The organism is Enterobacter hormaechei subsp. xiangfangensis, assembly GCF_001729785.1.
GTDB classification, from domain to species: Bacteria; Pseudomonadota; Gammaproteobacteria; order Enterobacterales; family Enterobacteriaceae; genus Enterobacter; species Enterobacter hormaechei_C.
Genome location: NZ_CP017183.1, coordinates 596,847 through 619,222, shown reverse-complemented (window position 1 = coordinate 619,222; position 22,376 = coordinate 596,847). Strand labels below are relative to the sequence as shown.

At 57.3% G+C, this 22,376-nt stretch carries 23 protein-coding genes; 11 read left to right on the top strand and 12 right to left on the bottom strand.

The window, feature by feature from the left end; genetic code table 11:
• The first annotated feature begins 2 nt into the window (after positions 1–2).
• From hpaA to yjiA, 7 genes are all read left to right on the top strand, one after another.
• Positions 3–935 carry a 4-hydroxyphenylacetate catabolism regulatory protein HpaA gene (gene hpaA / locus BFV63_RS02980; protein WP_032661480.1) on the top strand — a complete coding sequence of 311 codons (933 nt, stop codon included), beginning with the start codon at positions 3–5 and terminating at the stop codon, positions 933–935.
• Between the two features lie 177 nt (positions 936–1,112).
• Positions 1,113–2,675, top strand: coding sequence for a 4-hydroxyphenylacetate 3-monooxygenase, oxygenase component (hpaB, locus tag BFV63_RS02975; RefSeq protein ID WP_023315337.1), 1,563 nt, complete (start codon positions 1,113–1,115; stop codon positions 2,673–2,675).
• A 17-nt stretch (positions 2,676–2,692) separates the two neighbouring features.
• The gene (locus BFV63_RS02970; protein WP_003856606.1) at positions 2,693–3,202 is read left to right on the top strand and encodes a 4-hydroxyphenylacetate 3-monooxygenase reductase subunit; all 510 of its coding nucleotides are present in this window, start codon (positions 2,693–2,695) and stop codon (positions 3,200–3,202) included.
• Positions 3,203–3,322: 120 nt separating this feature from the next.
• A complete protein-coding gene (locus tag BFV63_RS02965; protein WP_023315336.1) occupies positions 3,323–3,580 on the top strand; it encodes an HTH domain-containing protein in 258 nt (85 codons plus the stop codon).
• Between the two features lie 219 nt (positions 3,581–3,799).
• Positions 3,800–5,953: a carbon starvation CstA family protein gene (locus BFV63_RS02960; RefSeq protein WP_048241435.1), complete on the top strand. Its 2,154-nt coding sequence runs from the start codon at positions 3,800–3,802 to the stop codon at positions 5,951–5,953.
• Positions 5,954–6,018: 65 nt separating this feature from the next.
• A complete protein-coding gene (locus BFV63_RS02955; protein ID WP_003856610.1) occupies positions 6,019–6,222 on the top strand; it encodes a YbdD/YjiX family protein in 204 nt (67 codons plus the stop codon).
• Positions 6,223–6,232: 10 nt separating this feature from the next.
• Positions 6,233–7,186 carry a GTPase gene (gene yjiA, locus BFV63_RS02950; RefSeq protein WP_022650345.1) on the top strand — a complete coding sequence of 318 codons (954 nt, stop codon included), beginning with the start codon at positions 6,233–6,235 and terminating at the stop codon, positions 7,184–7,186.
• 56 nt (positions 7,187–7,242) lie between these two features.
• Here yjiA and BFV63_RS02945 read toward each other — a convergent pair whose 3' ends face one another.
• Positions 7,243–8,601: an esterase-like activity of phytase family protein gene (locus BFV63_RS02945; protein ID WP_048241437.1), complete on the bottom strand. Its 1,359-nt coding sequence runs from the start codon at positions 8,599–8,601 to the stop codon at positions 7,243–7,245.
• A gap of 411 nt (positions 8,602–9,012) precedes the next feature.
• Here BFV63_RS02945 and BFV63_RS02940 point away from each other — a divergent pair, with 411 nt between their 5' ends.
• A complete protein-coding gene (locus BFV63_RS02940) occupies positions 9,013–9,558 on the top strand; it encodes a YfaZ family outer membrane protein (RefSeq protein WP_003856615.1) in 546 nt (181 codons plus the stop codon).
• 52 nt (positions 9,559–9,610) lie between these two features.
• Here the strand turns inward: BFV63_RS02940 and BFV63_RS02935 are convergent, their stop codons facing one another.
• Positions 9,611–10,981 carry an NAD-dependent succinate-semialdehyde dehydrogenase gene (locus BFV63_RS02935; RefSeq protein ID WP_023324109.1) on the bottom strand — a complete coding sequence of 457 codons (1,371 nt, stop codon included), beginning with the start codon at positions 10,979–10,981 and terminating at the stop codon, positions 9,611–9,613.
• A 139-nt stretch (positions 10,982–11,120) separates the two neighbouring features.
• Entirely contained in the window at positions 11,121–12,080 is a 960-nt protein-coding gene (locus tag BFV63_RS22330; protein WP_053071062.1) for a hypothetical protein, read from the bottom strand.
• Positions 12,081–12,247: 167 nt separating this feature from the next.
• On the opposite strand from BFV63_RS22330, the gene BFV63_RS02925 reads away from it, so the two are divergent.
• Positions 12,248–13,519: a DUF445 domain-containing protein gene (locus BFV63_RS02925; RefSeq protein WP_032608445.1), complete on the top strand. Its 1,272-nt coding sequence runs from the start codon at positions 12,248–12,250 to the stop codon at positions 13,517–13,519.
• Here the strand turns inward: BFV63_RS02925 and BFV63_RS02920 are convergent.
• The 7 genes from BFV63_RS02920 to BFV63_RS02890 all read right to left on the bottom strand — a co-directional run bounded on the left by BFV63_RS02920 (position 13,516) and on the right by BFV63_RS02890 (position 19,138).
• Positions 13,516–14,592, bottom strand: a complete 1,077-nt coding sequence (locus BFV63_RS02920) for a DUF2955 domain-containing protein (protein ID WP_045331719.1) — start codon at positions 14,590–14,592, stop codon at positions 13,516–13,518. The genes BFV63_RS02925 and BFV63_RS02920 overlap by 4 nt on opposite strands.
• Positions 14,582–15,649 carry an HlyD family secretion protein gene (locus tag BFV63_RS02915; protein WP_086527941.1) on the bottom strand — a complete coding sequence of 356 codons (1,068 nt, stop codon included), beginning with the start codon at positions 15,647–15,649 and terminating at the stop codon, positions 14,582–14,584. Before BFV63_RS02915 ends, BFV63_RS02920 begins: the two co-directional genes overlap by 11 nt.
• Positions 15,646–16,116: a MarR family winged helix-turn-helix transcriptional regulator gene (locus BFV63_RS02910; protein WP_003863089.1), complete on the bottom strand. Its 471-nt coding sequence runs from the start codon at positions 16,114–16,116 to the stop codon at positions 15,646–15,648. Before BFV63_RS02910 ends, BFV63_RS02915 begins: the two co-directional genes overlap by 4 nt.
• A gap of 149 nt (positions 16,117–16,265) precedes the next feature.
• Positions 16,266–16,961 (bottom strand): ArsR/SmtB family transcription factor, encoded by a 696-nt coding sequence (locus BFV63_RS02905; RefSeq protein WP_032608444.1) that lies wholly within the window; start codon positions 16,959–16,961, stop codon positions 16,266–16,268.
• Positions 16,936–17,331, bottom strand: a complete 396-nt coding sequence (locus BFV63_RS02900; protein WP_022650340.1) for an amino acid-binding ACT protein — start codon at positions 17,329–17,331, stop codon at positions 16,936–16,938. Before BFV63_RS02900 ends, BFV63_RS02905 begins: the two co-directional genes overlap by 26 nt.
• Positions 17,324–17,647 (bottom strand): antibiotic biosynthesis monooxygenase family protein, encoded by a 324-nt coding sequence (locus BFV63_RS02895; RefSeq protein WP_023315328.1) that lies wholly within the window; start codon positions 17,645–17,647, stop codon positions 17,324–17,326. The genes BFV63_RS02900 and BFV63_RS02895 overlap by 8 nt, the downstream gene beginning before the upstream one ends.
• A 75-nt stretch (positions 17,648–17,722) precedes the next feature.
• Positions 17,723–19,138, bottom strand: a complete 1,416-nt coding sequence (locus BFV63_RS02890) for an aldehyde dehydrogenase family protein (RefSeq protein ID WP_048241439.1) — start codon at positions 19,136–19,138, stop codon at positions 17,723–17,725.
• A 100-nt stretch (positions 19,139–19,238) separates the two neighbouring features.
• Between BFV63_RS02890 and BFV63_RS02885 the strand changes: the two genes are divergently transcribed.
• On the top strand, positions 19,239–20,141 hold the full coding sequence (locus BFV63_RS02885) for a LysR family transcriptional regulator (RefSeq protein ID WP_023324104.1): 903 nt from the start codon (positions 19,239–19,241) through the stop codon (positions 20,139–20,141).
• On the opposite strand, the gene BFV63_RS02880 is transcribed toward BFV63_RS02885, so the two are convergent.
• Positions 20,128–20,607 carry a carboxymuconolactone decarboxylase family protein gene (locus tag BFV63_RS02880; RefSeq protein ID WP_003863077.1) on the bottom strand — a complete coding sequence of 160 codons (480 nt, stop codon included), beginning with the start codon at positions 20,605–20,607 and terminating at the stop codon, positions 20,128–20,130. The genes BFV63_RS02885 and BFV63_RS02880 overlap by 14 nt on opposite strands.
• Positions 20,608–20,709: 102 nt before the next feature.
• Between BFV63_RS02880 and pdxR the strand changes: the two genes are divergently transcribed.
• Positions 20,710–22,098, top strand: a complete 1,389-nt coding sequence (pdxR, locus tag BFV63_RS02875) for a MocR-like pyridoxine biosynthesis transcription factor PdxR (protein ID WP_003863075.1) — start codon at positions 20,710–20,712, stop codon at positions 22,096–22,098.
• A gap of 85 nt (positions 22,099–22,183) precedes the next feature.
• On the opposite strand, the gene BFV63_RS02870 is transcribed toward pdxR, so the two are convergent.
• Entirely contained in the window at positions 22,184–22,345 is a 162-nt protein-coding gene (locus BFV63_RS02870; RefSeq protein WP_003863073.1) for a DUF1127 domain-containing protein, read from the bottom strand.
• Positions 22,346–22,376: the final 31 nt, after the last annotated feature.

The window sequence follows — 22,376 nt, the reverse complement described above, 5'->3', positions numbered from 1 at the left end:
CTATGTGTCAGAGCCCCATCACAAACATCGATATCAGCAAGGAGTACGACGAAAGTCTGGGCACCGACGATGTGCACTACCAGTCGTTCGCCCGCATGGCGGCCTTTTTTGGCCGCGACATGCAGGCGCACCGCCACGACCAGTATTTTCAGATGCATTTTCTCGACACCGGGCAGATTGAGCTCCAGCTCGACGACCACCGTTACTCGGTGCAGGCACCGCTGTTCGTGCTGACGCCGCCGTCGGTGCCGCATGCGTTTATCACCGAATCCGACAGCGACGGCCACGTGCTGACGGTGCGCGAGGATCTCATCTGGCCGCTGTTAGAAGTGCTCTACCCGGGCACGCGGGAAGCGTTCGGCCTGCCGGGGATCTGCCTGTCGCTTGCCGACAAGCCTGATGAGCTGACGGCGCTGAAGCACTACTGGCAGCTGATTGCCCGGGAATCCACGGAACAGCTGCCCGGTCGCGAGCATACGCTGGTCCTGCTGGCGCAGGCCGTTTTTACCCTGCTGCTGCGCAACGCGAAGCTCGACGACCACGCGTCAGGCGGCATGCGCGGTGAGCTGAAGCTGTTTCAGCGCTTTAACCAGCTGACAGATGCTCATTACCACGAGCACTGGACGGTGCCGGAATACGCCAGCGAACTGCATCTCACCGAATCCCGCCTGACCGATATCTGTCGCCGCTTCGCCAACCGCTCGCCGAAACGGCTGATCTTCGACCGCCAGCTGCGGGAAGCCAGACGCCTGCTGCTGTTTTCCGACAGCACAGTGAGCGAAATTGCCTGGCAGCTGGGTTTTAAAGATCCGGCCTATTTCGCCCGTTTTTTTAACCGACTGACGGGGTGCTCACCCAGCGCGTACCGGGCGCAGAAAGTACCGGTGTCGCCTGTTCCCCTCACCCCTGCCCTCTCCCAGATGGAGAGAGAGTAACCGTCCCCTCTCCCTCTGGGAGAGGGTTAGGGTGAGGGAAATCACACTCTGTGATCTCTCGCGAAAAGTACCTGCCGTTGTCCCAATCGTCCCTTCACGTTCCGCCCCTCTCACGCTTCAATTAAACAACAAAAACAAAACATAAATTTAACAACCATCTTCCGATACGAGGTCCCTATGAAGCCTGAAGATTTCCGCGCTGATGCCAAACGTCCGTTAACCGGTGAAGAGTATTTAAAAAGCCTGCAAGATGGCCGTGAGATTTATATCTACGGCGAGCGCGTTAAGGACGTCACTACCCACCCGGCATTTCGCAATGCGGCGGCGTCCATCGCCCAGATGTACGATGCCCTGCACAAGCCAGACATGCAGGATACCCTCTGCTGGGGCACGGACACCGGCAGCGGCGGCTACACCCATAAATTCTTCCGCGTGGCAAAAAGCGCCGACGATCTGCGCCAGCAGCGTGACGCCATCGCCGAGTGGTCGCGCCTGAGCTACGGCTGGATGGGGCGTACGCCGGACTACAAAGCCGCGTTCGGCTGCGCGCTGGGGGCGAACCCTGCCTTCTACGGTCAGTTCGAGCAGAACGCCCGCAACTGGTACACACGTATTCAGGAAACCGGCCTGTACTTTAACCACGCCATCGTCAACCCGCCGATCGACCGCCATAAACCGGCAGACGAGGTGAAAGACGTTTACATCAAGCTGGAGAAAGAGACCGACGCCGGGATCATCGTCAGCGGCGCGAAAGTGGTGGCCACCAACTCCGCCCTGACCCATTACAACATGATCGGCTTCGGCTCTGCGCAGGTGATGGGCGAAAACCCGGACTTCGCGCTGATGTTCGTCGCGCCGATGGATGCCGAAGGGGTGAAGCTGATCTCCCGCGCCTCTTACGAGATGGTGGCAGGGGTGACCGGTTCCCCGTACGACTACCCGCTCTCCAGCCGTTTTGACGAGAACGACGCCATTCTGGTGATGGATCATGTGTTGATCCCGTGGGAAAACGTGCTGATCTACCGCGATTTCGACCGCTGCCGTCGCTGGACGATGGAAGGTGGCTTCGCCCGCATGTACCCGCTTCAGGCCTGCGTGCGTCTGGCAGTGAAGCTCGACTTCATCACCGCTCTGCTGAAGAAGTCGCTGGAGTGTACCGGCACCCTCGAGTTCCGCGGCGTGCAGGCGGATCTCGGCGAAGTGGTGGCGTGGCGCAACATGTTCTGGGCGCTGAGCGACTCCATGTGCTCCGAAGCCACGCCGTGGGTAAACGGCGCGTATCTGCCTGACCACGCGGCGTTACAGACCTACCGCGTGATGGCGCCAATGGCCTATGCGAAGATCAAGAACATCATCGAACGTAACGTGACCTCCGGGCTGATCTACCTGCCGTCCAGCGCGCGGGACCTGAACAACCCGCAGATCGACCAGTATCTGGCGAAGTACGTGCGCGGCTCCAACGGGATGGATCATGTCGAACGCATCAAGATTCTGAAACTGATGTGGGATGCCATCGGCAGCGAGTTTGGCGGACGTCACGAGCTGTACGAAATCAACTACTCCGGTAGCCAGGATGAGATCCGCCTGCAATGCCTGCGTCAGGCGCAAAGCTCCGGCAACATGGACAAGATGATGGCGATGGTTGACCGCTGCATGTCCGAGTACGACCAGCACGGCTGGACCGTACCGCACCTGCACAACAACACTGATATCAACATGCTGGATAAGCTGCTGAAATAACGCAGCGGGAGGTTTCAATGCAATCTGAAGAACGCCTGCGTTTTCGCGACGCGATGGCCAGCCTGTCGGCGGCGGTGAATGTGGTCACCACCGAGGGCGATGCGGGTCGCTGCGGCATTACCGCCACCGCCGTCTGTTCGGTCACGGACACCCCGCCTTCGGTCATGGTCTGCATCAATGCCAACAGCGCCATGAACCCGGTCTTCCAGGGCAACGGCAAACTGTGTGTCAACGTGCTGAACCACGAGCAGGAGATCATGGCCCGCCACTTTGCCGGGATGACCGGCATGGCAATGGAGGAGCGCTTTGCTCTCTCCTGCTGGCAGAAAGGACCGCTGGCGCAGCCGGTGCTGAAAGGCGCTCTGGCAAGCCTGGAAGGCGAGATAACCCAGGTGCAAACCATCGGTACCCATCTGGTCTACCTTGTGGAGATTAAGAACATCATCCTCAGCAGCGAGGGGCACGGCCTGATCTACTTCAAACGCCGTTTCCACCCGGTGATGATGGAGATGGAAGCCGCGGTTTGATCCCGTTGCACAAAAAAACGCTAAGGTTTCCGCAAAGGTGCGCCGTTAACTATCCATAAGATAAATTTTCCGGGGCGGCTGGCGACGTCGTCAGGCGCCCCCTTAACGCTGGAAAGTCTTATGGCCCCTTCACCCCGAAGCCGCTCGGCTGAACGTCTGGTTGACATCATTATTGCCCTGCACCGCAACGGAAGCGTTAATCGCCGCGATCTGATGCAAAAATTTGGCATTACCGAACGCACGGTGTACCGCGATTTGCAGGCGCTTTCCCCGATTATTGAACACGACGGCAAAGGGCGCTATCAGCTGCTGCCTGCGTATCAGACCTGCCGCTGCGTGCACTGCCCTGAAGCGAACGACGAAACCCCGCAGAGGTAGATTATTCTCAGTGATCTCAATCACATATTTTCTTCCACCGTGGGTGAGCCTTAACCACTCACCCTCGCTTTTGACCGCTCACGCATCGCTTTCAACCACTCACCTATTTACCGTGCTTTATACGCGCGAGGATCTGGCACGATCGCTCCAGCATTAATCAATACCTCCTCACAACAAACCCTGACCCTTTTTTCTTTACATAAAAAACCAGGTCTTACTATGGATACTAAAAAACTACTGAAGCACGTGCCCTGGGCCTTACTCGGGATCCTCGGTGCTTTCTATCTGGCGGTTGTCGCATTACGCCGGGGCGAACACGTCAGCGCCCTGTGGATCGTGGTCGCGTCGGTTTCCGTCTACCTTGTGGCTTATCGCTACTACAGCTTATACATCGCGCAGAAGGTCATGAAGCTCGACCCGACGCGTGCCACCCCGGCGGTCATTAACAATGACGGCCTGAACTACGTGCCAACCAACCGTTACGTGCTGTTTGGTCACCACTTCGCCGCCATTGCAGGCGCGGGTCCGCTGGTCGGCCCGGTACTGGCCGCGCAGATGGGCTACCTGCCGGGTACGCTCTGGCTGCTGGCGGGCGTGGTGCTGGCGGGAGCGGTGCAGGACTTTATGGTGCTGTTTATCTCCTCGCGCCGTAACGGTTCGTCGCTGGGTGAGATGATCAAAGAAGAGATGGGCCGCGTGCCGGGCACCATCGCCCTCTTTGGCTGCTTCCTGATCATGATCATCATCCTCGCGGTGCTGGCGCTGATCGTGGTGAAAGCGCTGGCCGAAAGTCCGTGGGGCGTCTTCACCGTCTGCTCTACCGTACCGATTGCGCTGTTCATGGGCATCTACATGCGCTTCCTGCGCCCTGGCCGCGTTGGCGAGGTGTCGGTCATCGGTATCGTGCTGCTGGTCGCCTCCATCTACTTCGGCGGCGTGATTGCGCACGACCCGTACTGGGGCCCGGCGCTGACCTTTAAAGACACCACCATCACCTTCGCGCTGATCGGTTACGCGTTCATCTCAGCGCTGTTGCCGGTGTGGCTGATTCTGGCTCCGCGCGACTACCTGGCGACCTTCCTGAAAATCGGCGTGATCGTCGGGCTGGCAATCGGGATTGTGATCATCAATCCTGAGCTGAAAATGCCAGCGGTAACCCAGTACATTGACGGTACCGGTCCGCTGTGGAAAGGCGCCCTGTTCCCGTTCCTGTTTATCACTATCGCCTGCGGTGCCGTGTCTGGCTTCCACGCGCTGATCTCCTCCGGCACCACGCCGAAGCTGATGGCCAATGAAACCGACGCGCGCTTCATCGGTTACGGCGCAATGCTCATGGAGTCCTTCGTGGCGATCATGGCGCTGGTTGCGGCGTCGATTATCGAGCCTGGCCTGTACTTCGCGATGAACACGCCACCAGCGGGTCTGGGCATCACCATGCCTAACCTGCATGAGATGGGCGGCGAAAATACCGCGCTGATCATGGCGCAGCTGAAAGACGCCAGCGCACACGCGGCGGCGACCGTCAGCTCCTGGGGCTTTGTAATTTCGCCTGAGCAGATCATGCAGACCGCGAAAGACATCGGCGAACCGTCCGTGCTGAACCGCGCAGGTGGTGCACCGACGCTGGCGGTAGGTATCGCACACGTGTTCCACAAAGTGCTGCCGTGGGCGGACATGGGCTTCTGGTACCACTTCGGTATTCTGTTCGAAGCGCTGTTCATCCTCACCGCGCTGGATGCCGGTACGCGTGCAGGCCGCTTCATGTTGCAGGATCTGCTGGGTAACTTCGTGCCATTCCTGAAGAAAACCGACTCTCTGGTGGCCGGTGTTCTGGGTACCGCGGGCTGCGTAGGCCTGTGGGGTTATCTGCTGTATCAGGGCGTTGTTGACCCGCTGGGCGGCGTTAAGAGCCTGTGGCCGCTGTTCGGCATATCTAACCAGATGCTGGCGGCTGTGGCCCTGGTGCTGGGTACCGTTGTCCTGGTGAAGATGAAACGCACCAAATACATCTGGGTCACCGTGGTGCCTGCGCTGTGGCTGCTGCTCTGCACTACCTGGGCGCTGGGTCTGAAACTGTTCAGCACCAACCCGCAGCTGGAAGGCTTCTTCTTCATGGCTAACCAGTACAAAGAGAAGATTGCCGCAGGCGGCGCGGATCTGACCGCGCAGCAGATTGCCAACATGAACCATATCGTGGTGAACAACTACACCAACGCGGGTCTGAGCATTCTGTTCCTGGTGGTGGTGTACAGCATTATCTTCTATGGCATCAAAACCTGGATGAAAGTGCGTAACGTTGAGGGCCGTACGGACAAAGAAACCCCGTACGTGCCGGTGCCGGAAGGCGGCGTGAAGACCTCATCACACCATTAATTAAGCATGTTACTGTAGGCCCGGATCGCTGCGCGCCTCCGGGCTTCTTCTATCTGGAACCCTCAATGTTTGGTAACTTAGGCGAAGCAAAAAAATACCTCGGTCAGGCGGCGAAAATGCTGATTGGCATTCCGGACTATGACAACTACGTTGAGCATATGAAGACCAACCATCCGGATAAGCCGTACATGACCTACACTGAATTCTTCCGCGAGCGTCAGGAAGCGCGCTACGGCGGAAGTGGAGAAGGCGGCGTCCGCTGCTGCTAAAGGAGAAACCATGACCCCGATTGCCGTTACCCTGCTGACCGGTTTTCTCGGCGCCGGTAAAACCACCCTGCTGCGCCACATTCTGAACGAGCAGCACGGCTTCAAAATCGCCGTCATCGAAAACGAATTTGGCGAAGTCTCCGTTGACGATCAGCTGATTGGCGACCGCGCCACCCAGATCAAAACCCTGACCAACGGCTGCATCTGCTGCACCCGCTCTAACGAATTAGAAGACGCCCTGCTGGACCTGCTCGACAGCCGCGATCGCGGTGACATCGTCTTCGACCGTCTGGTGATCGAGTGCACCGGCATGGCCGACCCCGGCCCGATTATTCAGACCTTTTTCTCCCACGAGATCCTCTGCCAGCGCTACCTGCTGGACGGTGTTATCGCTCTGGTGGATGCGGTACACGCCGACGAGCAGATGAACCAGTTCACCATCGCCCAGTCTCAGGTGGGCTACGCCGACCGCATCCTGCTGACCAAAACCGACGTGGCAGGTGAAAGCGAAAAACTGCGCGAGCGCCTGACGCGCATCAACTCGCGTGCGCCCATTTACACGGTGACGCACGGCGATATCGATCTCGCTCAGCTGTTCAACACCAACGGCTTTATGCTGGAAGAGAACGTTACCGCGAAACCGCGCTTTCACTTTATGTCCGACAAGCAAAACGACGTGGCGTCGATTGTGGTGGAGCTGGACTACCCGGTAGACATCAGCGAGGTCTCCCGCGTGATGGAAAACCTGCTGCTGTCGTTTGCCGACAAGTTGCTGCGCTATAAAGGGATGCTGTGGATCGACGGCGAGCCGAACCGCCTGCTGTTCCAGGGGGTGCAGCGCCTGTACAGCGCCGACTGGGATCGCCCGTGGGGCGATGAAACGCCGCACAGCGTGATGGTGTTTATTGGAATACAGCTGCCGGAAGAAGAAATTCGGGCAGCGTTTGCGGGGCTGAAAAAGTAAATCGCACCGATCATCCCCTCTCCCCCGCGGGGAGAGGGTTAGGGTGAGGGGGAAACTTATTTCAACGCCTCCGGCAGCGTCACAATCCACAGCTCGCTGTCGGACTCCGGCTTCTTCAGCGGCTTCACGCTGAGCGTGGTTTCCACCGGTTTATCATCCAGCGTCAGCTTGCCTTCCGCGTTCACCCGATAATCCTTGAGCTTCTTGCCCTCGACCGGGTTTTGCATCGCTACCTTCACGCCAAAATCGTTATCGTTCGCTACCGCCAGCGTTTTGCTGTCAATCAGCGCCAGCCCTTCGGCCTTTTCCTGCTGCCAGCCCAGCGCACGCAGATCGACCACCTGCGTTTTTTCCGCAAGGGTGATGCCGCGCTGCGCCAGCGTTTTCTCATCATCAAACTCCGGGTATTCGCCCGGCTTGTCGAAGGCGGCCAGATCGCTCGCCTTGCTCAGATCCACCCTGTAGATGAGGTTACGCATTGCGTCATTTTTATCCTCACCCTGTTCAATCAGCAGGATGGTGTGGTTATCCAGCCCCACTATGTCGCCGATTTTGGCGTCGCTGTTTTTGCTGTAGGCCGCGCTGTCGACAGGGTAGCCGTATATCGCGGTTTTCCCGGTCGCCGGGTCGAAGCTCACCAGACGGGTAAACAGCGCCTGTTTTTTGCTCTTCCCGTCGATATCCAGCGTGCTTTGCACGGCGGCAATAATACGTCCGTCCGGCATGCGGGTCAGCCCTTCGAAGCCCCGGTTTGCCTGACGCCATTTGATAACGTTTGGCAGACCGCCCGCGATGGACTTCTCCCCTTGCGTCGCCTGCGGACCGTGGATCGCGAGGATTTTCCCTTTACTGTCGACGTTAATCAGGAACGGGCCATACTCATCGCACAGCCAGTAGCCGCCCTTCCCGTCCGACGTGATGCCTTCCGTATCTAGCCCGCGGTTATCGCCTTTCAGTACTTTTAAGGTGTCGCTTAGCGCGACTTCATTGGTGGAACCAATCACACCGCTTTGCAGTGGCAGGCCGTTGATCTCGCCTTTATCGTCATGCAGCGGTCGCGCGTCCACGGCCTCCGCTTTACCGTTTTGCACGCGGATCGTCATCAGCAGCGGGGCGAAATCCGGGGTAACAAAGATTTTGGCATCGTTTTTCCCCATTTTTGGCGAATCCGCGTTAGGACCGCGATCGGTCACGGTCGCAAACGTCAGCGCATCGCCCTGCTTGCCCGTAAACAGCAGACCAGAACCCATCCCCACCGGGAGCCCGTTCGGGAACGCATCGGCAAACGCGCCGCTGTATTTCACATGGGAGCCGTCAGGGAAGCTGACGATATAGCGCTCAGCGGTAGGCTGCGCAGCCAGGCCAGAGAAAGAGAGCGCACAACCGATAAGCACAGGAATAATTTTTCTTTTCATATTGTTAGCATCCAGTAAGTGAAGCCAACAACGTAATGAAGAAACGTGTCAGAAAAATGACATGAAAAGACAGCGGATCGGCAAAGAAATACGTATAGCAATCACCAGAAATGTAAACCTCTGTCTTGATCTGTGACAGCCGAAATACTTTTGGAAATTATTAGAAACTTAATTAATTCACCTCAAACGGCTTTCTTCGCCTCGTTCATTAAACGTTTAGCCAAAAATATAAACTTTCCCTAAACACGAATGGATTGAGGATTGACGATCTGCCATAAAAACATCTCATCAACATTTAAGATTAAAAAAACCAACAAAAACAGCATAAAACTGCGATACCCATCACATTTGCAGTCATAAACATCCCTTGTTAAGGTGCCCTCAGATTAATTTGATGACGAGGAAACACGCATGAAAAAGCTTAACGTTCTCATCCTTTCTGCTCTCACCGCCGTATCGGGCTCCGCACTGGCAATGGGCGGCAGCATTGAGCAGGGTAAAAACTTTACCAATCTGAATGTGGAAATGGGCAAATCAACCTCCGGTCTTTACACCGAAGGTAATTGGCTGAAAAACACCGACGACGGCACCACGACCGGTGGCGTGGGCGCAGGCTACAATTTCGAAGTCGGCCCGGTAATGCTGAACGCAGGCGCTAAGGCCCTCTACGTTGGCCCGAAGAAAGGCGATAACGGCGTGGCGTTCCCGGTCGGCGGCGGTGTGAACGTTGCCCTGACCGACAGCATCAGGGTATTCGGTGAAGGCTACGTTGCGCCAGACGGACTGAACAACAGCGTGAAGAACTACGTTGAAGCTAACGGCGGCGTAAGCTGGACCCCGGTCAAACCGGTTACGCTGAAAGTGGGCTACCGCCACGTGAGCGTTGATGGCAAAGACGGTCGTCCAAACCACACGCTGGTAGACGGCGCTTACTTCGGCGGCGGCGTGAGCTTCTAAGCCACCTGATAGATAAAAAAACCTGCCCTTCGGCAGGTTTTTTATTACTACGTCACTTACGCACCACCACCAGCTTCTGGTTCACAAACTCTTTGATCCCCAGATCCGACAGCTCGCGTCCGTAACCCGAACGTTTTACGCCGCCGAACGGCAGTTCTGCCGCCGTATCGGTGAGCCAGTTGATGTACACCATCCCGGTCTCAATGCGCGACGCCATTTTCTTCGCGCGCTCGATGTTCTGGCTGAACACCGCTCCGCCCAGACCGTAGTGGGAGTCGTTCGCCAGGGCAACCGCCTCGTCGTCGTTTTTCACCACATAAATCTGCGCTACCGGACCAAAGAACTCTTCGAAATACGCCGGGTTATCGCGCGAGATATTGGTCAGGATGGTCGGCTCAAAGAAGCTCCCGTCACGCTGCACCGGCTTGCCGCCATGGTGCAGCTTCGCGCCGTTTTTCACCGCCTCGTTAACCTGCTTAGTTAGCGTCTCCAGCGCGTCTTTGGATGACAAAGGCCCCAGCGTGGTACTTTCGTCCAGCGGATCGCCAATCTTCACCTGCTTAAACGCCTCGGTGAATTTGTTCAGGAAGGCGTCTGCAATCTTTTCATGCAGGATAAAGCGCTTCGCCGCGGTACAGACCTGCCCGGCGTTATTAAGCCGCGCGTTAACGCCGATCTTCACGGCTTTCTCCAGATCCGCATCGTCCAGCACCACGAAGACGTCGTTCCCGCCCAGTTCAAGGGTCGATTTTTTGATGTGTTTCGCAGCCTGTGCCGCAACCACGCTACCCGCTTTTTCTGAACCGGTCAGCGCCGCCCCCTGTACGCGATCGTCGGCGATGATGTTCGCCACCTGTTCGGACGAGATAAACAGGTTGGTCCACGCCCCTTCCGGCGCGCCCGCTTCACGTACCAGCTGTGCAAAGGTTTCTGCACAGTGCGGCACGATACTGGCATGCTTGGCGATCACCGGGTTGCCCGCTGCCAGGTTTGGCGCCAGAACGCGCATCAGCTGATAGTATGGGAAGTTCCATGGTTCGACGGCCATCAGCACGCCGATGGGGTGATGTTCAACCCATGCTTCCCCGAGTTCAGAGTCATACTTCACCGGGGCCAGGAACTGCTTCGCGTTGTCAGCATAGTAGCGGGCGATTTGCGCGCATAGCTTCACTTCACCGCGGCTTTGTTCGATGAGCTTACCCATCTCCTGACTGGCGATTTTCGCCAGATCCTCCACGCGTTCGTCGATCAGGTCCGCCAGCTTATGCAGCACCGGCAGGCGCTGGCTTATGTCACCTTTCGCCCAGTCGGAGTGATAGAGCGCATCGGCTGCCTTCAGCGCCGCTTCAACGTCTGCGTCAGTGTGAGAGGGATATTCTTTGATGAGCTGGTTCGTGGCAGGATTTACTGTCTGGTAAGCCATATCGAATCTCCTTGTTTTACCGCTTAGGGTATTAAGGGTAGTCAATCTGTCTGACTATGAAGGTAAAGTTGGGTATATACGGAGGGTTCTTATACGTTTTCCCCCTTTCGTTTACCGACAGGGGGAACTGTGATTTTAATTATTTCACCCAATGAGGGATATTTTCTGTCGATACATTTTTTACAGTATATCCTTTCCCCTCTTGCGAGTTTTTAACACAAGTTATCTCATCGAACCCCCACTTTCCGTTACGATTGAAAAAGTAAGCTGTGTACTTATCGGTATTATAACCGAAATATCTCTCGTTAGGGCGTGATATTTTTTCATTCTCACATGTAAAATCACTCCGCCATTCACTGCCAGTAGAATATTTTAAAACATAATATGCTACTACATCCGGCCTGCTTGAGACAAATAATACGATTAAACTCGTTAGAATCAAAGCACCAAAAATAGTAAAAAGTCTATATCCTTTTGCATGATCAGCAGTCACGATGAATATTACGTAAGTAGTCAACTGCAATATAAAAAATATCAATACAAAAAATGAACTGAGCTTCCATGTAAACTCCAGCCATGGACTGGATGATAAATCTATATTACTCAACTGAAGAAATAAACTTGCCGAGAACGCACTAGATAAAACATAACAGATTGATATAAATGAAAACAACATAACCCGTATATTTTTTACTTTCTCATGGCCATCTTTCTCGAGAACAAAGATTGTTAAAACGCTGCTAATAACAATAAAAATGGAGAACATCACCAATAGTACTTTTGCAAGAAAACCAAACTGTATATTTATTGCAAAAGGAAAAAGAAGAAACGCACCCCAGGCAAGGAGCGACGCCCATCCAGCCAACTTATTTACAACATCGCCACTTTCGAACCGAATAAAATGAATAATAATTTCCCGGGCACGCTGCCTTTTTAAATACAGCATGACTAAAAGGCCAATAAATAATGCATATGACAAATAAACCCGAACTGGATCTTTTATTTTCAACAAAACAAAACAACCTGCAAAGAAAAGGAACAAATATAAATCCAAGGATTTATTTTTTATTCCATTTATAAAACGATACAGTAAATTCATTTTATATACCCCAGAAAATAGATTATTATTAGCTATGAGAAACGAATACTCCGAACCAGAAAGAGAATGCAACAAATCTTCTGATCTGTCAGTTAAAAGAGGAATTTTAATTCTTCACCAGATAGCACATTTTGCATTTTACCTCCATCACCCTCTATCCTTAACCCATGGAAAAGCATACCGAACTCAAACGCGCCAAGCTTCTCGCGCTGTCGCTGCTGCTGATTGCCGTCGCAGCGTTTATCACCACCCTGTTCATGCCGCAAACCTTCTGGGTGCGCGGCGTAAAGGCCATTGCCGAGGCGGCGATGGTTGGCGCGCTGGCGGACTGGTTTGCCGTTGTCGCGCTGTTCCGCCGGGTGCCCATTCCCTTTATCTCGCGCCATACGGCGATTATCCCGCGCAATAAAGACCGCATCGGCGACAATCTCGGCCAGTTCGTGCAGGAAAAGTTTCTCGATACGCAATCCCTTGTCGATCTTATCCGTCGCTACGAGCCCGCACAGATGATTGGGACCTGGTTCAGCCAGCCCGATAACGCCCGGCGCGTGGGGCAGCATCTGGTGCAGGTGATGGGCGGTTTTCTGGAACTTACCGACGATGGGCGCATCCAGCGCCTGCTCAAACGCGCGGTGCATAAGGCTATCGACAAGGTCGATTTAACCGAGACCAGCGCCGTCATGCTGGAAAGCATGACCAAAAACAACCGTCACCAGGTGCTGCTGGACGCCATCATAAACCGCCTGATTACCCTGATTCAGCGGGAAAGCACGCGGGAATTTATTGCTGACCAGATCGTTCACTGGCTTAAGACCGAGCATCCGCGCAAGGCCATGGTGCTGCCCACCGAGTGGCTGGGCGATCAAAGCGCGGAGATGGTGTCGAACGCGGTGAACACGCTGCTGGACGATATCAGCCACGACCGTACGCACCAGATCCGTCAGGCGTTTGACCGCGCCACGATCAAGTTCATCGACAATCTGAAAAACGATCCGGAGATGACGGCGAAAGCCGAGAATATCAAACACTACCTCAAGAATGATGAGGCCTTTAACCGCTATCTGGGGGAAATGTGGGCTGACCTGCGCCAGTGGCTGAAAAATGACATGCAGAGCGATGATTCCCGCGTGAAGCAGCGTATCGCCAACGCCGGGCTGTGGTTTGGCGAAACGCTGACCAACGACGCCAGCCTGCGGGCGTCGCTGAATGAGCATCTGGAGCAGGCCGCACACCGCGTGGCGCCGGATTTCGCCGCGTTCCTGACGCGCCATATCAGCGACACGGTGAAAAGCTGGGATGCCAAAGACATGTCACGTCAGATAGAACTCAATATCGGTAAAGATCTTCAGTTCATTCGCGTTAACGGTACCCTGGTGGGCGGTACGATTGGCCTGATCCTGTTTCTGCTCTCGCAGCTACCCGCCGTGCTGGGGCATTAATCCGCTTCTGGCGGCGCGATAACGTAGCGCGTCGCCTCGAAGCGATTCAGGATCAGGTGCACCAGAAAGACCATCGTCAGCGTGACCACCAGCGCGAAGGTAACGGAGGTGATGCGGTATAGATCGCTGAACACCAGGTCGCTGTCCGGGTGCATGTTCTGCCCGAACATAATGCCGATGGTGGTGATACTGGCGAAGCCTACCCCGGCGCCGACCTTCTCCATTACGTGCAGACGCGCGCCAAACGCCAGACCAAGGCCAATCAGCGGCATCATCAGCAGCATATGGCTGCTGTGATCGTAGAGGATAAGCTGGACGACAAGGATATAGAGGCACCCCAGCACCACGCCAACCACGCGCCAGATGGAGCTGATAACCGAGCCGCGATAGTGCATCGGGAACAGGATCAAAATCCCCGCCATCAGCGCCGAAAGCGAATCGCTTAAGTCGCTAATCTGGAACACGACGAAAATCAGCGTCGCCACGGTGCCGGATAGCAGCGACTCGTGGCGCACGCGGGCGTCGTCTTTCTCAATCAGCGGCGGCGGCTTACGCGGCTCCACGTCCGGCAGCAGGTAGTTCATCAGCGCGCTCAGGCACACCGCCATCACGCTCGCTTCGATGTTAGAGAATAAAAGCGTGTGCCAGTTGGTGGTGGGGTAGCTCATAAAGTTGAGCATCACGCTCTGGCAAACCACGCCCATCGAGCCGAACAGGAACAGCGGCCCCTTACTCATAAAGCGAAAACGCATCACATACAGGGCAAACACCACCAGCGTCATGATGACCGGCCACTGCGACAGATAGCCGATAATCAACACCATTTCGACGCAGTTCAGCGAGGCGCTGAAGATAAACTGCTTCGCCACGTGGCGATTAAACACCGGTACCAGCGAGAGAAGCATGATCGGGTAGACCACAAAAAACACGCCGTAGCTGGTGTTGTAGAAACTCGAAATACTGAGCGCAATCATCCCGGCAAAGACGATACGCAGGGTCTGGCGAAAGTCGTTTGCCGTATAGACGATGTTGCCGTGCGGGGTAAATACCCGTGCCAGGGTGCTAATAGACATAGTGAAGCAGGCTCACCAGATGGATTTGCATCCCGGAGAAGAATCGCGCAAACGGCCCTTCGCTGTTGTAGAGCTGCACGGTGGCGCGCGCGCCGGTCGGCAGCGGCTTCGGTAAGGCTTCGTCCAGCGCTACGTGAATGCGCATACGCTGGGCATCACGCACCCAGCGGTTGGAGGTTTCCGGTTCAGAAAGTTGACCGTTTACGGCCTCCTGTCCGGCGAGGATCCCCGCGTCGCTGCTGGTAACGTGGGCACGGAAAACGTGCCCCGGGAAGGCGTCAAACACCACGGCAGCGTCGGTCCCCTGATGGGTATGACGCAGGCTCTTCTCGCGGAAATCCGCCACGATATCGATCCGGGTGTTCACCAGCGCCAGCGCAGCCGAACCGGATGAGGCGTAAAAACCGGGGCTTAATTGCAGGTTACTGACCGTGCCGTCCGCCTCGGCGTAGACCTTCGTCCAGCCAAGATTCAGCTCCGCTTCATCCAGCGCGTTACGGTATTTTTGCAGCGTCACGTTACGGTGCTCATCCCGCTCGCCGCGCTGAATGCGCAGGTTATGAATATTCGCCTGGATCGAGCTGACGGACTGCTCGCTGCTCTGCCAGGTGGTACGGACCTTATCCAGATCCGCCTGCGATACGTTCTGCAAGGTGCTCAGTTTCTGGTAGCGGTCGAATGTCACTTTGTCGTTACGCGCGGTCAGCACGGCGGTTTTCAGGCTGGCCTGCGCTGCGGCAATCTGCGCATCCAGCTGATCGTTAGACAGACGCGCCTGTTCCAGCGCGATCTGCGCCGCCTCGACCTTATTGCGAAACGGCGTGGCGTCGAGCTCAAACAGCAGATCGCCTTTCTTAACCTGGCTATTGTTATGGACATGTACCGCCGCCACATACCCGGAGACGCGGGCAGACACCGGGGTCACCACGCGCATCACGGTGGAGTCCGGCGTCAGCGGGATCCAGATATCCGCGACGATAAAGTAAACAAACATCAGCAGGAAAGAGGCAATACTCACCCTTACCCAGCGGGCAAACTTTTGTTCAGGAGTCATTATTTTTCGGTCTTATTATCTTCTTCGCGGATTGTCCGCAAATTGCAGGCGATTTGATTGAGAGTGGCGCTGAAAATATCGATATGTTCCGGCGCGATGTTTTGCGATACGCGCGCCTGGAACGTCTCAATCACCTGAGAGAGCCTTTCAAGAATGGCTTTTCCCTCAGGCGTCAGCGTCAGCAGCCGGATACGCTTGTCATACGGCGAGACGGTGCGCAGCAGGTAGCCCTGCTTTTCCAGCTGTGTCAGCGTGCGCATTAGGGGAGGCAGTTCAATGCCCTGCACTTCCGCCAGCTCGCTGACCGAGACGTTATCCCCGAGTTGATGAAGCTGCATCATCACCGTCCAGCTCGACTGGGTTAACCCGGTGTCGAGAATGGCGTCGTCGATGACTGCGCGCCACTGACGCACGATCATCGCCATCCGCATGCCCATCGGCCTGCGGCTAAACAGATCTTCTTCACTCATGGGGAGCCCTCTCGTAGTACGCCATCACAATAATAGTTATCAGGATAAGTATCAAGAAACGAGAAGTTAAAGCGCAGGAATTGCGAAACGATGTTCTCCCTCTCCCTGTGGGAGAGGGTCGGGGTGAGGGCATCAGCCCGCAGCGGCGTTTAGCGGCTAAAATGCTTCCTGACGGCACTTTTCCCCGAAGCCGTCACCACCACCTCCCGATAACCCGCCACCCGCTGGATCCAGCCTTTGCTTTCCATGTGGATAAGCAGCGCAGCGCCCGCCTCACCGCCAAGATGAAACCGCCGCTCGCTCCAGTCCAGGCAGGCGCAGCAGGCCTTCCGACGCGGATGAGCGCTTAACGGAATACCGAGCGCCAGGAACTGCTCCCGACCATACAGGGTCAATGCGGAACCGTCAGCCTCCAGCCATCCTTCCGCCTGCATGAAATCATAGATCTGCACCGCCACCGCGCCTGCGAGATGGTCGTAGCAGGTCCGGGCTTCACGCATGGCTTTCGGCGCGCTGGTTTCCGGCGGGGTAATGCGGCTCCACGAAAGCCCCATCATCTGTTCCACCAGCGCCGCCACGTCGTGCCCGGCAAGACGATAATAACGATGCCGCCCTTGCGACAGGCAGGTAATTAGCTGCCCTTCAACCAGCCGGGCAAGATGCCCGCTGGCGGTCGACGGCGCAACGTCTGCCGCCGCACTCAGTTCAGTGGCCGTCCACGCACGCCCGTCCATTAGCGCACAAAGCATCTTCACGCGCGACGGATCGGCCATTGCAGCCGCCACCGCGGCAATCGCCTTTTCCAGCATCGCGCTGTTATCAGAGGGTAAGCTCGTCTTTAACATTCGTCGCCCAGGGTGTGGTGATCTCAGCGGCCAGCTTATCATCATCCGTCAGCAGAATAAGGTGATTCGCATGGTCACTGTACTGAGTCAGGATAGACACGCCGCGTGCCGCCAGCGCCGCCGCTATCTCGCCCAGCTCGCCAGGACGCTCCTGCTTAAGCTTTCTGATCACCGGCTTTCGCAGCGCCTGCACGGTAAACCCGGCGTCGAGCAGCACACGGCGGGCTTTTTCCCCGTCCTCCACCAGGAAATGGGCATCGGTACCGAATACGCCGCCACCCTCAAGCCCCACGCCGTTGCGCCCCAACAGCTGTCCAAAGCGCGCCAGCTCGCCGGGCCCGTCGCGGAAAATCACGTGAACGTCATACATCCGCGTGCCCTCCGGTTTCGGAACTGTATTCCCGCACCAGCTGCGCCACGCGAATACGGTAGAAAGAGAAAATCAACGCCCGTCCTTCGGCCTGCGCCGCCTGATGAAAGACGTTCTGCTTCCAGCGGCGGACGGCCTCTTCATCCCGCCACCAGGAAAGGGAGAGGATTTTGCCGTCGGTCGTCAGGCTCTGGAACCGTTCGATATCGATAAAGCCGTCGATGTCGGCCAGCAAAGGCTTAAGCTCTGCGGCAAGTTGGAGGTAGCGCGCCTGATGGGCAGGCGCGGCTTTGGCTTCGAAAAGGACTGCGATCATGATGGTCTCTCCGCTGTGATGTTGAGGAGAGAATGCAGGATGGAAAAGCACAATGCTTCGGTAAAGAGCGAAGCTTTAGCCCAGAACCGACCTCGGCTCCATAAACGCGCGGATCCCCCACTCGCCCATCTCGCGCCCCACGCCGGAGTGCTTAAACCCGCCAAACGGCGCTTTCGGTTCATGAGCCAGGGTGTTCACCAGCACGCGACCGGAAACAATCTGCTGTGCCACGCGTCGCGCGCGGTCCACATCGCCGCCCAGCACCATCGCGCTCAGGCCGTACTCGGTATCGTTGGCAATGGCAATCGCCTCCGCCTCGTCCTGATAAGGGATTACGCACAGCACCGGGCCGAAAATCTCGTCGCGGGCAATGGTCATCCGATTGTTCACGCCGGCAAACAGCGTCGGACGCACAAACCAGCCGTCCCGCGTGCCTTCCGGTCGCCCTTCGCCGCCCGCCAGCAGGCGCGCCCCTTCTTCGATTCCTTTGCGGATATAGCCCTGCACCCGCAGCCACTGCTTTTCGCTGACCATCGGGCCGACGTCTGTCGTGCTGTTGCGCGGGTCGCCGGATTTCACCGCCGCCACGGCCTGCGCCAGCGCGGTTTCGATCTCCGCCTTGCGCAAGTAAGGCACCAGAATGCGCGTCCCGGCCACGCACGCCTGCCCGCTGTTCATAAACCCGGCCTGGATCACCAGCGGGATCGCCTGCTCGAGATCCACATCATCCAGCAGGATCGTCGGCGATTTACCGCCCAACTCCAGCGTTACGCGCTTAAAGCTTTCCGCCGCGTTGCGCAGGATCGCCTTGCCGGTATTCGTGGAACCGGTGAACGAGATTTTCGCGACGTCCGGATGGCGGCTGAGGGTTTCGCCCACCGTCTCGCCGCGTCCGGTGACGATGTTAAACACGCCCGGCGGCAGCGCGGCGTCGCGCAGCGCTTCGGTGACAATCTGCGTTTGCAGGGCGCTCATTTCGCTCGGCTTGATGACCGCCGTGCAGCCCGCCGCCAGCGCGGCCGCCAGTTTGCCGCAGATAAACCCCGCATCGCTGTTCCACGGCGTAATCAGCCCGGCCACGCCGAGCGGCGTCATCTGCACCGTTGCGGCACCTGCGGAGGTGACAAACTCAAATGCCTCCAGCGCCTCGATGGCCTGAGCAATCACCTCTGCCGGATAGCTTGCCATCCACGCCGAGCGCGAGGCGGGCGCGCCGTACTCTTCAATGACCGCTTCCAGCAGAGCGTCGTGACGAGCGGCCACGGCGGCGTGCATGCGCTTCAGCGCGGCGATGCGTTCCTGCTTTGTGGTCTGCGACCACGCCGGAAACGCCGCTTTCGCCGCCGCGATAGCGCGTTCAGCGTCAACCTCATCCGCCAGGCGAACCTGGCCGATGACCTGCGCCGTCGCCGGATTGTACAAATCAAACCGTTCGGTACCGTGCGGGGTAACAAACTCGCCGTTAATAAAGATCTGTTCGATGGTGTGCATATAAACCTCCTCAGGCTGTGTGAGCCCAGTCTGTCACGGCTTCTCCGTTGCGATAATCCACGCTATGCTGCAAGGGTTGTTTCGATTTTCAGGATAATCTATGCATCGTTCAGGTCTGACAGAGCTGGAAGTGGTGATGGCGGTGGTGCGGCGCGGCAGCTTTCGCGGCGCGGCGCAGGAACTGGGGATGTCCGCCACGGCGGTCAGCAACGCCATCGCCGGGCTGGAGAGCCGCCTTGAGACGCGGCTTTTCAACCGCACCACCCGCAGCGTGGCGCTCACCGACGCCGGACAGCGCTACGTGGCGCGTATCGGCCCGGCGCTACAGGAGATCCGCCTCGCCGGGGAGGAGATCCACAGCGACACCGGGGAACCCGCCGGAACGCTGCGCCTCAACGTGCCGAACCATATCGGCACCCTGTTTCTGGACCAGCTGCTGATCGACTTCATGATCCGCTACCCGAAAATGCGCGTGGAAACGGTGAGCGAAGCGAGGATGATCGACATCGTCGCCGAAGGCTATGACGCGGGGATCCGCCTCGAAGAGTCCGTTCCGCAGGACATGATCGCCGTGCCGCTGACCGGTGAGATCCGCCAGCTGGTGACCGCCACGCCGGACTATTTCGCCCGTCACGGCATACCCGAGACGCCGGACGATCTGCTTTCACATCAGGGGATCGGCATGCGCATGGCCCACGGCGGGATCTACCGCTGGGAGCTGGCGCGTCGGGGGGAAACGTACGCCCTTGCCGTACCACCGCGCTTTGCGACGTCCGATCTTTTTGCCTCGATCCGCGCCGTAAAGGCGGGATTAGGGGTAGGATTTTTGCCGGAACTGTATATTCAGGACGAGCTGAAAAGCGGGGAGCTGGTGAGCGTCTTAAACGACTGGGCGCAGCCGTTTGCCGGGCTGCGCCTGTACTACCCCGGCCATCGCCACGTCCCGCCGGGGTTGCGGGCGCTGGTGGCGATGATCCGCGAGCGCGGGATTATTCCAGGTTAGCCTTGTTCAGCCCGTACGCCGCATCCAGCGAGCCCGGCTCCATGCGGGAGGTAATGCCCAGGCGGTTCCAGGCGTTGATCGCCACGATGGCGAAGTTCAGCTCTGAAATCTCCACGTCCGAGAAGTGCTCCGCCACGCTGCGGTACAGCGCATCGCTCACGCCGTGAACGCCGATTTGGGTCAGCGCTTCGGTGAAGGCCAGCGCCGCTTTTTCACGGGCGCTGAACAGCGGGGACTCGCGCCAGGCCGCCAGATGGTACAGGCGCAGCTCGCGCTCGCCGGCGATTTTTGCCTCTTTTGAGTGCATATCGAGACAGAACGTACAGCCGTTCAGCTGCGACACGCGAATGTCGATCAGGTGCTTCAGCGCCGGATCAATAGAGGTTTTCGCCACTTCCATGCTCAGGGCGGAAAGCGCGTTGGTGAGTGCAGGTGTGGCTTTGTGGTGGTTTACGCGAGTGCTCATTGTCTTTCCTCTTTTTTGTGCGGCATTTGTCATGCGATGAAGCAAATCTACGCCGTTCATGACATAGTAAAAAGATACAAAAATCGTGAAATGAGGTAGGACATGAAGCCGGGCTATCACGAGATTTATTCCCGCTACCGCGACAACATCATGCGCGGCGTGCTGAAGCCGGGCGACAGGGTACCTGCCATCCGCGTGCTGGCGGAAGAGCTGAAGGTGGCGCGCAAAACCGTCGAGACGGCGTATGCCATTCTGACGGGCGAAGGGTATCTGGTGAGCCAGGGCGCGCGCGGGACGCGGGTGAATCCGGATCTTCTGCTGCCCGCGCAAAACGCCCCCACAGAACAAGCGACCGGCACGCTGCCGGCGTCGTTGATTAGCCAGCGCGAACGGGCCGGTTTTCTGCGCCCCGGCATTCCCGCGCTCGACAGCTTCCCCTATAAAAAATGGCTGCTGCTGGCGGGCCAGGCGACGCGCGCCATGCGTCAGGATGAAATGCTCAACCCGCCCGTTCTGGGCTGGTATCCGCTGCGCGAGGCGATAGCCCGCTATCTCAATATCTCGCGCGGGTTATCCTGCACTGCGGAACAGGTAATGATCACCAGCGGCTACAGCGGCAGCCTGCGCCTGATCCTCGACACGCTCGCCAGCCGCAGCGATAAGGTGGTATTTGAGGATCCAGGCTACTTTATGGGCCAGCAGTTGCTCAAGCGCATTGTGCCCCGCCTGCACACCGTGCCGGTCGATCGCGCAGGGATGGATACGGACTACCTGCTGCGTAATCACCACGATGCCCGCTTCGCCATCGTTACTCCGTCGCACCAGAGCCCGCTGGCGGTGACGCTCTCCCTGCCGCGCAAGCAGCAGTTGCTCGACTGGGCGTCACAAAACGAGGCGTGGATTATCGAAGATGATTATGACGGCGAATTTCACTACACCCGCAAAGTGCTGCCGTCGCTGAAAAGCCTCGACCAGCACGACAGGGTGATCTTTATGGGCACCTTCAGCAAAACCATCATGCCATCGCTGCGCATGGGCTACGTGGTGATGCCCGCCAGCACCGTCGGGGCCTTTACCGACAGCGCGGACATCCTCACCAGCGGCCAGCCGGTGCTGACGCAAAAGATCCTCACCGCGTTTCTCAACGAAGGGCATTTTTTCCGTCATCTGAAAAAGATGCGCGCGCTCTATCAGACCCGCCGCGACTGGATGATTGCCGCCCTGCAGGAGGTATATGGCGATCTGTTTTTCACCGAGCAAAACGACGGCGGGATGCATATTGTCGCGTTCCTCGCAAAGGGAAGCGCTGACCGGGAGATCGCCCGCTGCTGGCAGGAACAGCAATTGCAGGTCAATGCGCTTTCGGCGTGGTATCACGGATCAGGAAAACGCTACGGGCTGGTGATGGGCTATAACAACGTGCGGTCGTATCAGGAGGCGCTGGATTTGCTGGAAAGGCCGAAACGGCAGACGCTGGAACTGTTGAGCTGAAAACCGCCGGGTGGCGGCTGCGCCTTACCCGGCCTACGGTCTCCTGTAGGCCCGGTAAGCGTAGCGCCACCGGGCAACCCTATGCTCACACATCATATCGCGATAACCCGACGTCCTTGAGCTGCTCGTCGCTCATCTGGCTCAGGATACGGCGGGTACGGTTGATGCGATACCAGTTACGCAGCGTTTTCGCTACCCAGACAAACGCGATAAACGGACGTTTTGAACGATTCTCGTAGAATTCCATGATGCTCTCCTCGCTGTGCCAGTGGGGTTAT